11 protein-coding genes are annotated in these 12064 nt (G+C 74.1%); 8 read left to right on the plus strand and 3 right to left on the minus strand.

Going from position 1 to position 12064, the window contains the following annotated elements; translation table 11 throughout:
• Positions 1-79: 79 nt before the first annotated feature.
• The 5 genes from LIX60_RS18005 (at position 80) to LIX60_RS18025 (ending at position 4219) form a co-directional block, all read left to right on the plus strand.
• A complete protein-coding gene (locus LIX60_RS18005) occupies positions 80-454 on the plus strand; it encodes an STAS domain-containing protein (RefSeq protein ID WP_227959353.1) in 375 nt (124 codons plus the stop codon).
• A 318-nt stretch (positions 455-772) separates the two neighbouring features.
• Positions 773-1354 (plus strand): EF-hand domain-containing protein, encoded by a 582-nt coding sequence (locus tag LIX60_RS18010; protein WP_227959354.1) that lies wholly within the window; start codon positions 773-775, stop codon positions 1352-1354.
• Between the two features lie 387 nt (positions 1355-1741).
• Positions 1742-2374 (plus strand): ATP-binding protein, encoded by a 633-nt coding sequence (locus tag LIX60_RS18015; RefSeq protein WP_227959355.1) that lies wholly within the window; start codon positions 1742-1744, stop codon positions 2372-2374.
• Between the two features lie 559 nt (positions 2375-2933).
• On the plus strand, positions 2934-3485 hold the full coding sequence (locus LIX60_RS18020; RefSeq protein WP_227959356.1) for an RNA polymerase sigma factor: 552 nt from the start codon (positions 2934-2936) through the stop codon (positions 3483-3485).
• Positions 3482-4219, plus strand: a complete 738-nt coding sequence (locus LIX60_RS18025; protein ID WP_227959357.1) for a hypothetical protein — start codon at positions 3482-3484, stop codon at positions 4217-4219. The genes LIX60_RS18020 and LIX60_RS18025 overlap by 4 nt, the downstream gene beginning before the upstream one ends.
• A 117-nt stretch (positions 4220-4336) precedes the next feature.
• Here LIX60_RS18025 and LIX60_RS18030 read toward each other — a convergent pair whose 3' ends face one another.
• Positions 4337-5482: an NAD(P)/FAD-dependent oxidoreductase gene (locus LIX60_RS18030; RefSeq protein ID WP_227959358.1), complete on the minus strand. Its 1146-nt coding sequence runs from the start codon at positions 5480-5482 to the stop codon at positions 4337-4339.
• A 354-nt stretch (positions 5483-5836) separates the two neighbouring features.
• On the minus strand, positions 5837-6487 hold the full coding sequence (locus tag LIX60_RS18035; protein ID WP_227959359.1) for a TetR family transcriptional regulator: 651 nt from the start codon (positions 6485-6487) through the stop codon (positions 5837-5839).
• A gap of 313 nt (positions 6488-6800) precedes the next feature.
• Between LIX60_RS18035 and LIX60_RS18040 the strand changes: the two genes are divergently transcribed.
• The 3 genes from LIX60_RS18040 (at position 6801) to LIX60_RS18050 (ending at position 11455) form a co-directional block, all read left to right on the plus strand.
• Complete coding sequence (locus tag LIX60_RS18040; RefSeq protein ID WP_227959360.1) at positions 6801-7601, plus strand: VOC family protein; 801 nt, start codon at positions 6801-6803, stop codon at positions 7599-7601.
• Between the two features lie 407 nt (positions 7602-8008).
• On the plus strand, positions 8009-10636 hold the full coding sequence (locus LIX60_RS18045) for a PQQ-binding-like beta-propeller repeat protein (RefSeq protein ID WP_227959361.1): 2628 nt from the start codon (positions 8009-8011) through the stop codon (positions 10634-10636).
• Positions 10637-10954: 318 nt separating this feature from the next.
• Positions 10955-11455 (plus strand): hypothetical protein, encoded by a 501-nt coding sequence (locus LIX60_RS18050; RefSeq protein WP_227959362.1) that lies wholly within the window; start codon positions 10955-10957, stop codon positions 11453-11455.
• Between the two features lie 430 nt (positions 11456-11885).
• Here LIX60_RS18050 and LIX60_RS18055 read toward each other — a convergent pair whose 3' ends face one another.
• Complete coding sequence (locus LIX60_RS18055) at positions 11886-12044, minus strand: hypothetical protein (protein ID WP_227959363.1); 159 nt, start codon at positions 12042-12044, stop codon at positions 11886-11888.
• Positions 12045-12064: the final 20 nt, after the last annotated feature.

The raw sequence follows: 12064 nt of genomic DNA on the forward strand, positions 1-12064 counted from the left end.
TGTTTCGGGGGAGAGTGGCCGGACGGCGGAAACGGGAAGAACTGCTTCCGGATCCGGGAGACGAAGGGACTTCGCGCGCGTGACCTTGAAGGTGATGGAAGACGAGCAGGGCACCTGGGCCATTCTCCGCGTCAGTGGGGAAATGGACCTGGTGACCTCGCCCGCGGTACGTCAGCACGTGCACGACGCGGTGGCCGACGGCCGCCACAGCCTGGTGCTCGACCTCTCCGGGGTCCGGTTCTGCGACTCCAGCGGTGTGGGCGTCCTGATCGCCGCGCGGCGGCTGATGCGCTCCTGCCAGGGGCGGCTGCGGCTGATCCTCCCGGCCCGCGGCGCGGAGGACGGCTCCCACGTCAACCGGGTGCTCGCCGCGCTGGGCGTCCGGCGGCTCTTCGAGGTCTACCCGGATGTGACCTCCGCACTGGACGAGACGGCCCCGCCCCTGTCGGCCTGAGTCCCGCCCGCCCTGTTCTTGGCCCGGACCCGGCCGGTCCAGCGGTCGCGCGGGCCTGCCCGGCGCCGTCCGCACCGCCGTCCTTCCGCCCGCCCGCCTGCCGTCCTTCCGTGCGCCGCGCATGCGCCGTGCTCTCCCCGGGCGTGCGGTTCCGCCGCGGGTTCTGCGGCGCCTCCCCCCGTTCTCCCGGTGGCGCACACCGCGCGCCGGGCGGCCATCGGTGCGCGCTGTCCGCTCCCTTCCGTGAACTTCGCCTGAACACCGAACGTACGTACCATCATCTGAGGTCAGCCCCGTCACGACGCAACCGAGGTCACCGTGGACAGCTCTGAGTACGAGCGCAAGATCGCTTCTCGTTTCGCCTCCTTCGACCAGGACGGCAACGGCCATATCTCCCGCGAGGACTTCCACACCGCCGCGGCGGCCGTGCTGAGGGAGTTCGGAACGGCGGCCAGGTCGGACTGCGGGCAGGCGCTGTACCACGGCGCCGAGGGGTTCTGGCAGGGCATGGCCGGCATGGCCGACCGGGACGGCGACCAGCGCATATCCCGTGAGGAGTTCACGCACGGCGCGGTGAAGCGGCTGCGCGACAACCCGCAGAGCTTCGCCGAGATCGCCCGGCCCTTCCTCCGCGCGGTGATGGCGGTCGCGGCCGGCGTCTGCTCCGGCGGAAAGGGCGGTACGCGCGGTACGGGCGGCGGCGGTACGGGCCGGGAGTCCGGCAACACCGGTACGGTGACGGTCGATCAGGCCAAGCGGGTGCTGCTCGCCCTGGGCGTGCCCGAGGACCTGCGCGGTACGGTCGCGGCGGCGCTGGACAAGGACGGCGACGGCCGGATCACGGAGAAGGACGCGGTGGCGGCCTTCGCCGCGTACTACACCACCCCCGAGCCGGAGTGACGGCGGCGGACCCTCACGGACCGTACCCGCGGCGGCGGACGCCGATCGCGGCCGGTCACGCCCAGTGAACCGAGCGGCCCCCGGGAAGCCTTCCCGGGGGCCGGCGCGTCGTACGGCGCCGGCGCCGGTTCCCGTCCGCCCCCGCGCCCCCGGCGATGGGGTGCGCGCCCCGCTGGAACGCGGTGGAGACCTTGGGGCGCCCGGTGTTCGACTGGCGGCACCGCGGGTCGCACAGTATGCAGTACGCGTACTCCTTTGCGCCGGAATATGCCCGAAGCGCTTGTTCGGGTGACTGTACGTCAACCATGCTGTTCTCCGTCGGGGTCACTTTCCGTGATCATTGGGAGACGCGCGGCGATGGGTCCGCCGGTTCGGATGGTGTGAGCGGTGCAGGTGCTTCAGGTTCAGCTGGAGGTTCGGCCCGATCCCGCGGAGGTGGGGCGGGCCCGGAGATGGGCGCGTTCGCGTCTCGCCGGGTCGGGGGTGGAGGGCGACGAGTCGCTGGCGGAGACGCTGCTGCTGCTGGTCTCCGAGCTCGTGACCAACGCGGTGGTGCACACCGGCCGTCCGGCCGTGCTGCGCATACTGCTGCCTGCGCCCGAGGGTGCGGGCGCCTCGGGGGACGTCAACGGCTCGGAGGACGCGGGCGGTCCGCCCGGTCCGCCCGGTCCGCCCGGTCCGCCCGGCTCGGGCGGTGCGGGCGGCGTCGGCGCGGGGGTCGCCCGCCGTCACGGGGGCGCTCCGGAGACGGTGCGGGTGGAGGTCGCCGACCGCAGCCCCCGCCCGCCCTCCCGGCGTCATGCCGACGGCGACGAGACCAGCGGGCGCGGACTGGAGCTGGTGGACGGGCTGGCCGACCGCTGGGGATGGCGGGCGGAGGGGGCCGGGAAGGCCATCTGGTGCGAAGTGGACCGGGGGGAGCCGATGTGCGGGGAGGAGTCCGCCGAGCCGGTGGAGGTGCCGGTCTCCGTTCCGGTGGCCGCCCAGAAACCCCAATGCGCCATGTCAAAGCTGGCATAACCGGACATAGTTGCGCCCGGGTGTTGACGTCCCGACACTGGTTGATCACTCTAGGATTCAACGATTCGTTGTGAGGGGACGCCGAGGAGCCCGGAGACGGGTGTGGCCTCGACGAGTACGGGTCGTCGTCCGGCGCGACGGTACGAGGTCCGGGTGCCGGAGCCGGGTGGTGGTCCCCGCCGTACCGGCCCGGGGTGCGCGTCAGCGCACCGTCGGCCGGCCGGTCCGCGGGGACCCGCGCCGGGGCGCCCGCCGCCGGTGCTCCCGCCCCACCGCTTCCCGGCTCACCCTCCCCGCGCTCTCCCTTGTGTCGCTCGTCTCCCTTCGCCGGGCCCCGCTTCCCCGCTTCCCCGCTTCCCCGCCTCCTCCGCGACCCCGGGCCGTCCCGGGCTCCCCCCACCCTTCCGGTCCGGGCCCCGCCCCGGGGGGCCCGGCGGGGGAGGCGGGCCCGCCGGGGCGTCAATCTCCGCGGCTGCGGACCACTCGTCCGTGGCGATAACCACCGTGCGTGCCCGGGTAGTTACCCGCCTGGTCCGGCAACCCGGGGAGGTAGGTGCCAGTGAGCCACACGCCCGGCGCGTCGGCGGGATCTCCGATCGACGACGTCTTCTGCGCCCTGCTGCCCAGGCTCTACCGGAGAGCCGTCCTCATCGCGGGCGGCCGGCAGTCGGCGGAGGACATCGTGCACGAGGCCTACCTCAAACTGGCGGCCCGCCCGCAGCGGTTCCTGGCCCACCCCGAGCCGTACGCCTACGCGTTCAGCGCCCTGGTCAGCGTCGCCCGCGACACCTACCGGCGGGACCGGCGGCAGGTGCCGGTGGGGGACGTGGACCGGGAGGCCGAGGCCACCGGCGCGGAGGAGTGGGACGGCGGGGTCGGCGACCGCCAGGCGCGGCTCGAAACGGTGCGGCTGCTCCGCGGGCTGACACCACGTCAGGCGGCCGTGGTGGTCCTGGTCGATCTCGACGGCTACACCATCGACCAGGCCGCCGAGATCCTGCGCGTCCACCGGGGCACCGCCGCCCGCCACCGGGAACGGGCGCTGGGCAAGCTGCGCACGCTCGTCCGCGCGCCCCAACGGGCCGGATCGGAGAGGGAGGGGGCGCCGTGAGGAGCCGCGAACCGGACGAGGAGACCGTCCTGCTGCTGCGCGAGCGGCTGCGGGCCGTGGACGAGGCCCTCGGAACACCACCTGGCCTCTGGGAGCGGGTCCGCTCGGGACCGCCCGCCGTACCCGCGCCGCGCGCCGAACCCATCGTCCCCCGGCGGGCCCGCGGGCTCCCGCGCCGGCTGCCGGGCCGACTGCCGGGCGGCCGGTCGCGCGGCGCCTCGCGCCGCCTGCCGTCCGCCGCGCCGCGCCGGGTGCCGCGTCTCCTGACGGGCGTGACCGCCGCGATGGTCGTGAGCCTGGTCCTCCTCGGCGCCTGGTGGCTGGCGGGCCCGCCGGGCGGCACGGACGGCAGCGGCGGCGACGGCCGGGGCGGGCACCCCGCGGGGCCGCCCGCGGTGACCCTCACCGTCCACAACGCCGAGGAGGCCTGCCGTCCGCTGCGCACGCTGGAGTGTGCCCTGGGCCTCGCCAAGGACCCCTACCGGCGCTACGGCTCCCCGGACAACCGCGCGGGCCGGGTGTGGCACGGCGACCGGGTGTCCGCGGTCTGCGTGGTGGCCGACGGCCAGTTGATCCGGGACGAGGCCGGGATCACGTCACGGCGCTGGTATCTGGTGTCCGGCGGCGGCGCCGTCGTCCCCGTCGACGGCTGGCTGCCGGGCGTGCGCACCCGCAACACCACGGAGGTGCGGGAGTGCTCGGCGGCGGAAACGGCCGAGGGGCGACGGAGCTGAGGCGCGGGCCACGGCCGCGGTGCCCCCGCGACGGCCGGCCCGGGCCGTGATGCGCCCGCGCCCGATCCGGCCCGCCGGTCCCCGGTCCCTCGGCCTCGGTCCCGGGCCCGTGGTCCGTCAGCCCCGGTCCGCGGTCCGCGCTATCCGCCGGGCGATCCGGCGGGCGTCGAGGGACAGCTCGCGGAGCATGCCGCTGATCGGGTTGGTGTAGCCGGTGAAGTAGAGCCCGGGCGCCCCGGCCGCCGCGCGCGGTCCGTGGACCACCGGACGGCCGCGGCCGTCCAGGACGTCGAGATGGCCGACCAGCGTTTCCAGGCCGCGGCGGTAACCGGTGGCCGCGATCACCACGTCCGGGGAGATACGCGACCCGTCGGCCAGGACCACCTTGTCGTGGTCGAACGAAGCCACGGCGGCCACCGGCTCCACGGCCCGCGAGCGCACCGCGTCGATCAGCCCGGTGTCCTGCACCGGGATCGCCCCCTCCACGGCGCGCGAGTACAGCCCGGTCTCCGGGCGCGGCAGCCCGTACTCGGCCAGGTCGGGCAGCGACAGCCGGGCGAGGCCGCGGGCCGCCCGGTCCACCGCCCCGACCGGCAGGCGGCGGCAGAGGATGCCCGTGCGCTGCGCGGGCCAGCCGGCCGTGGTGCGGCGCACGATGTGCGGCGGGGTGCGGACGGCGAGCCGGACCCGGGAGGCGCCGCCCCCGGCCAGGTCGACGGCTATGTCGGCGCCGGTGTTGCCGCTGCCGACGACCAGCACGTCCCGGTCCGCGTACGGCTCGGCATTGCGGTACGCGCGGGCGTGCAGCAGTTCGCCGGTGTAGCCGTCGCGGCCCTCCCAGTCCGGGAGGTACGGGGTGTGGTTGAAGCCCGTGGCGATCACGACGTCCCGGGCGGCCAGCCGGCGGCCGCCGGTGGCGTGCAGCAGCCAGCCGGAGTCCGTCCGCTCGATCCGGGACACCTCCACGCCGGTGACGACGTCCAGCCGGTGGTGGCGCGCGTACTCCTCGAGATAGCGGATCACGTCGTTCCGGGCGAGCCAGCGTCCGTACGCGCGGGGGACGGCCAGGCCGGGCAGGGCGGAGAGCCGCCGGGTGGTGTGCAGGCGCAGGCTGTCGTAGTGCCCGCGCCAGGAGGCGGCGACCGCGTCCGCCTTCTCCAGCACCACGGCCCGTATGCCGCGGTCGGCCAGCGCCGCGGCCGTGGCGAGCCCGCCGGGGCCGCCGCCTATGACGTACACGGGGGAAGTGGTGTTTTCCGGCATGACCGTGAGCGTAGCGGTGCATTGACGTGTGTCGGTCAACAGGGCCCGGTTCCGTTTTCACCATCCGGTTGCGGATCGGTCACGGGGACGGCACCAGAAGCGCACCGGAGGCCGGTCGTGGCGGTGCGGCCCGGGGCCGGCGCGAGAGGGAGAGGCGGCAGGCAGGGCCGGATGACCGCCGGATGAGTCCGGTGGTGCGCTGCGGAGAGGGAGGGGGAGAGAGGAGCCCCGTGGCGGGGGCCGAGGGGGAAGAGCCCGGTGCGGGATCCGAGGGAAGGCCCAGCGGCGCGAGACGTGCCGCCCGGGGAGATACGCCGGCGTGGCCGGCTCCGGTGCGGTGCGCCGTACGGGGCGCTACTTCGCGGGCTTCTTGCCCGTGATGCCCAGGTGCACCAGGACCGTCAGATTCGGCTTCAGTTCGTTCTGCTTGACGCCCCAGGCGGAGAAGCCCTTCTGGTGCGAGGCGACCGCGGCCAGCATCATGACCACGGAACCGGCCATGGCGGCCGCGCTGATCTCCTGGTCGATCCGCCCCTTGGCCTGGAGGTCCTTGACGGTCTCCGTCAGGGAGCCGGTGACCGAGTTGAGGATCTTCATGCGGATCTTGTTGAACCGCTTGTCGCCCTCGGCCGCTCCCAGATCGATGACGCGGAGGATGGCGTCGTTTCTTCGCCAGAAGGTGAGGAAGCCGTCGACGAGCTGTTCCGCCGACTGGCGGCCGGATTTCCCGGCCCACGACCGGCCTGCCACCAGCTCGGTCAGGCTGCCGGTGCCCTCCTGGGCCACTTCCTCGGCGAGCTCCAGCACGGCGCCCTCGACATCGGGGAAGTACTGGTAGAAGGTCGCGGGCGAGGTGCCCGCCTTCCGGGCGACGTCGATGACCTTGACGTCCCGGTACGGAGACGACTTGAGCATCTCGCTGAGACAGTCGAGGAGCTTCTGGCGCGTCGCCTGTCCACGGCGTCCGGCCACCCGCCCGTCGACGGTGCGAACTTGTCCTGTCATGTCGTCAGCTTACCGACGGGTGATCGGAACGCGATCTGGCCGCAGGCAAACGGGGGGCGGCCCCGGAGCGGCCCGCACCCGCTCTGTCCGGGGGTTTCACCGGTCGGCGGCGGTTGCTCCGTACCGGTGAGAGGCGCGGGGGAGGCGCGGGAGGGATGCGTTGTCCACAGCCTGTGGACAGTGATCCGGGCCCTTCCGCGCACCGCCCGGCCCACCCGGCCCGCCCGTCTCGCCGGGCGTGACGGACGGGCCGCGGATAGCCTGGTCCGGGCGGTATCGCAGCGGATCACCGGATACGGGAGGTATCGGCACCATGGCGCCATTCGCGGAGGGCGTGCCCTGCTGGGCGGACGCGATGCTGCCCGATCTGGAGGCCGGGAAGCGCTTCTACGGGGAGCTCTTCGGCTGGACCTTCGGCGCCTCGGAGGAGCGGTTCGGCCGTTACACCGAGGCCCGTCTCGACGGCGGGGCCGTCGCCGCCCTCGTCCCCAAGACGGACGGCCGGATGCCCACCGCCTGGGGGATCTATCTCGCCACCGCCGACGCGGCCGCCCTCGCCGGCAAGGTGCGCGAGGCCGGCGGACAGGTGATCACCGGGCCGATGGCCGTCGGCGACTACGGGGTGATGGGGCAGGCGGCCGACCCGGGCGGCGCTGTCTTCGGCTTCTGGCAGGCCGGCGAGCACGCCGGGTTCGCCCACCAGGGCCGGCCCGGCTCCTACGCCTGGATGGAGATGTACACCCGGGACAAGGAGGCCGTGGACCCTTTCTACGAGCGGGTGTTCGGCTACGGCATCGAGGACATCGACACCGGGGACGACCTCGAGTTCGCCATCTGGTCACCGGCCGGAAAGCCGGCGAACGAGGAGACGGCGGTCGGCGGACGGTGCGTCATGGACAGCCGTTTCCCCGCCGAGATGCCGCCCTACTTCCTGGTGTACTTCGCCGTCGGGGACTGCGACGAGGCGGTGCGGACCGTCTCCCGTCTCGGCGGCCGGTGCGTGTTCGGGCCGATGGACACCCCGTACGGCCGGATCGCCACGGTCGTCGACGACCAGGGCGCGAGTTTCGCCGTCATCGCCCTCACTGAGCCGGAAGCGGGCCCGGAAGCGTAGGAGAGGTCATGACGGGGGCCGCGTGACGGACACCACGGCGGCGTCCGGCTGGAGCCCGGTACGGGACCCCGTACGGCAGTTGGGGCGGAAGCCGTCGAGAAGCCGTACCGGGAGCCCGGGCGTTCCACCGGTAACCCCGGGCGTTCCGCCGGTCACCCGCTGACCTGTGCGTACAGTGTCGTTCCGGGCGGCCCGACGGCCTCTCACCGGCCACCGTCACGGCTGCGCCGTACCGGCAACGGCGCGGCGGAACGCAGTGATTCGCGGTGTGACACCCCGATTCGGCCCCGGGTTCGCAACCTCCGCGTCCGGCAGGAAGAATCAGGGTGCGTACCCCGGGTCCGTTCCCGGTGAGACGCTGCACGGGGCCGGACGACTTCGAGCCCTGACGGGGAGGTGGCAGGCAAGTGGCGGAGCAGCTGACGCAGCACGATCCGAGACGGATCGGCCCGTTCGAGGTTCTCGGGCGGCTCGGCGCCGGCGGCATGGGGCTGGTCTATCTCGCCCGTTCGGCGTCCGGCCGGCGCGTCGCGATCAAGACGGTGCGCACGGAGCTCGCCGAGGACCAGCTGTTCCGGGTGCGTTTCACCCGTGAGGTGGAGGCGGCGCGCGCGGTCAGCGGCTTCTACACGGCGGCGGTCGTGGACGCCGACCCGCACGCGGCCGTGCCCTGGCTCGCCACCGCCTATGTGCCGGCGCCCTCCCTGGAGGAGATCGTGGGGGAGTGCGGCCCGCTGCCGACGCAGGCCGTGCGCTGGCTGGCCGCCGGGGTCGCGGAGGCCCTGCAGTCCATCCACGGGGCCGGGCTGGTGCACCGCGATCTGAAGCCGTCGAATGTGCTGGTCGTCGAGGACGGCCCGCGGGTCATCGACTTCGGTATCGCCTCCGGGGCCTCCAACACCCGGCTGACGATGACCAACGTGGCCGTCGGCACCCCCGCCTACATGTCGCCGGAGCAGGCCCGGGACTCCCGCAGCGTCACCGGCGCGAGCGACATCTTCTCCCTGGGCTCCATGCTCGTCTTCGCCGCCACCGGCCACGCGCCGTACCACGGGGCCAACCCCGTCGAGACCGTCTTCATGCTGCTCCGCGAGGAGCCCGACCTGGAGGGGCTGCCGGACGACCTGCGGCCGCTCATCGAGTCCTGTATGCAGACCGAGATCGACCGGCGGCCCAGCCCGGCCGACCTCCAGTCGCAGCTCGCCCCGCACCTCTTCGCCTCCGGCAGCGACGACAGCGGCACGGCCTCGGCCTGGCTGCCCGGGCAGGCCGTCTCCCTGATCGAGCAGCGGCGCGGCGGACGGACCCCGGCCGCCGGGAGCGCCGGCAGCGCTGCCCACGGCCGGGGCGCCGGCCGCGGCGCGGGACCCGCGCAGGACCGGCCCTCGCGGCTCCCCGGGCAGCAGCCCGGCGGCGGCCGGCGGGACGGTGCCGCGGACGACCCGCGCGGCGGACCGGGGGCCCAGGCCGCGCCCGCCGCACGGCTCGGTGACATCCCCGTCGGCCCGGGCGGCCCCGCCGCCGTCGGCCGGGCGTCCGGCGACCCGCGTGGTGCGCGGCCGGACGGCGTGCCTCCCCCGCCCTCCCACGCCCCGCCCGGTGGCGCGCACCCGGGCGGCTCCGGGCGGCACGCCGCCGCGTACGGCGGTGGCGGCGGTGACGGCGCCGTACGGCTCGCCGGTTCGCCGGTGCCGATCGGGCCGGGCCCCCGCGCCGACGCCCGCGATCCGCAGGCGCGGGCCGACGCCGGACCCGCCACCGGCTGGGTGCGGCCGCCGAACGGGATTCCCGCGCTGCCCGCCGCCGCGCCCCCCGTACCGCCGGGCCCGCCGCCATCCGCGGCCGCCGGCGTACCGCCGCAGCAGGGGCCGGGCGGCCCGGAGCAGGCCGCGGCCGACGGGCACTGGCGCCCCTGGCGGTTCCGGATGTCGAACGACGTCTGGGGCACGCCGGTCGTCGTGGACGACCTGCTGTACGTCACCTCCTTCGAGGTGCACGCCCTCGATGTGGCCACCGGGCGCCGCCAGTTCAAGACCCGCGAGGTCGCCTGGTCGATGGACGTGGCCGACGGCCGCATCCACGCCTCCGACGGGCCGACCCTCTACGCCCTCGACGCCAAGAACGGCACCGAGCTGTGGCGCGCCCCCACCGACGGCTGGGCGTACACGCTCAAGACGGACCACGGCACCGTCGTCACCGCCACGCGCGGCGGCGGCGTCCAGGCGTGGGAGGCCGCGAGCGGCGAGCGGCTGTGGGAACTGACCGGCGCGCAGAGCGACTTCGAGACCCCGGAGGCCGGGCCGGTCATCCACGGCGGTGTGGTCTACGTGTGGTCCGACGCGCGGCTGCGCGCCCTGGAGGCCCGTACCGGCGTCGAACGGTGGTCCTACCCGGTCGGTGACGCGGCCTCCTGCGGCGGGGTGCCGGTGCGGCTGCTGCCCGCGCCCGACGGCGTCGTCTACATCTGCGCCGGTACGCGCGTGCTGGCGGTCGACATCGCGCGGGGCGAGGTGCGGTGGCGCTTCGAGGCCCCCGCGGCCTTCCTCGCCCCGCCCGCCTTCGCGCCGGGCCCGGCGATCACCGGCGGCGGGGTGTACGTCGCGGACTACCTCGGCACGGTCTACGCCCTCGACGCGGCGGACGGGCGCGACCGGTGGCGGATCGCCACCGAGGCCCGGCAGTCCACCGCCCCGGTGCTGGCCGCGGGCGGCGCGCTCCATGTGGGCAGCGGCAACGCCCTCTACACGCTCGACGCGGTCACCGGCGCCCCCAAGTGGCGGTTCGCGGCCCAGGGCGAGGTCATCGGGGCGCCGGTGGTGGCCGACGGCCGGGTGCACTTCGGCTCGGCGGACCACTGCCTGTACACGCTGGACGCGGGTGGCGGCGCGCTGCGCTGGAAGCTGGCGACCGGCGGGGAGATCACCGGGGCTCCGGTGGCGGCGAACGGCGTCGTCTACGCCTGCAGCAAGGACCGCTGCGTGTACGCGCTCGACGCGCTCAAGGGGACGGGGCTGGCGAGGCCGCCGCAGCGTTGAGCGGCGCCGCGGTGGCCCGCGGTGGCCTGCGGTGGCCCGCGGTGATCCGCGGCGATCCGCGGTGGACCGACGGGATCCGGCCGCCCGCCCGGGCCCGTTCCCTGCCGTGGGCCCGGTGCGTCAACGCTCCTGCTCCAGCGCCCGGTTGAGCCCTCTTCGCCCCTGTGACAAGGCTGTGACGGCCTGCGGACAGGATCGTTCTCCCGACCCGGGAGTACCTTGCTAGCGTGGCGTGCACTCATCAACTCGGCCGTCTTTCGGCCATGTTCGCCACTCCATGCCCACCACGGGCATGTCCATCAAACGGGGGTTAGAAGCGTGAAGCTTCGTCATGTCCGGACCGTCGCCGTCTGCGCGCTCGTGCTCGTCACCCTGACCGGAGCGCGCGGCTCCAGGAGCGGTGGCGGCTGCGACGACAACAGCGGCAGCGGCTCGCACAGCAGCAGCGGCGGCTCCTACGGGGACAGCGGCTCCTCGTCCTCGGGCGGCAGCGGCGTCACCAGCGGCGGCAGCGGCAGCCGCAACTCCGCCCTGCGGGACATCACCATCGACACCTGCGGCTTCGACGCCTCCGGCAAGAACATGACCGCCACGCTGCGAGTCGACAACACCGCCGGCTCGCTGGACTACGAGTACGACATCACGGTCGTCTTCAAGGAGACGAGCGGCGTCACGGCGGGCACCGCCCGGGTCGACGACTTCCCGGTCACCTCCGGCCGGACGGGCACGACCGAGGCCACCACCCCGTACACCGGCACGGGCGACGGCTCCGAGGTCACCAAGTGCGAGGTCCGCCGGGCGAGCCGCAGCAGCGTCTGAGCCGGGCTGCCGCTGAACGCCGGAGAGGGCCGAGCCGTCGTGGCTCGGCCCTCGCGGGTTCCCGGGAATCAGCGGTCAGGGAGTGGGGAAAACGGTGAGATGGCTGTCCAGGGGGGTCTCGGTGCCACCCGTGGTGAGACTGTCGGCCACTGCGGGTGCCGCGGGGACAAGGGCCAGGGCTGCCACTGCGGCACAGGCCGCCAACAGCCTCTTCATGTGCTTCATTTCTTCTCCTCATTCCAGGGTGGCAACGCGTTCTTGCCCGAATCTATGGAGGCCCTGACGGAAATGCTGTGGTCTTGGCCGAAATCTTGCGAAGGATGACCAAAGAAAGAGACCCTTCCGAAAGAAATCCATGAGACGCGGCGGCCGCGGCGGCTCCCCCTCCGCGCCGCCGCGGCCGTTCCCCCGGATATCTCCTTCGTATGGTCTAGTCGGCCTCGTCCCCGGTCATGTGGTTGTCCTGGGTGGTGAGTTCGCCCCCACCGGTCATGTGGTTGTCCAGCGGCTTCAGCTCGCCGCCGGTCATGTGGTCGTCCAGCGGCTTGGAGTCGCCCGGCTTCTTCTTCGGCGTCTTCTCCACGGTCATGGCGATCACTCCGTTCGTCC

Source organism: Streptomyces sp. S07_1.15 (genome assembly GCF_020739505.1).
In the GTDB taxonomy this organism is placed as follows: Bacteria; Actinomycetota; Actinomycetes; order Streptomycetales; family Streptomycetaceae; genus Streptomyces; species Streptomyces xinghaiensis.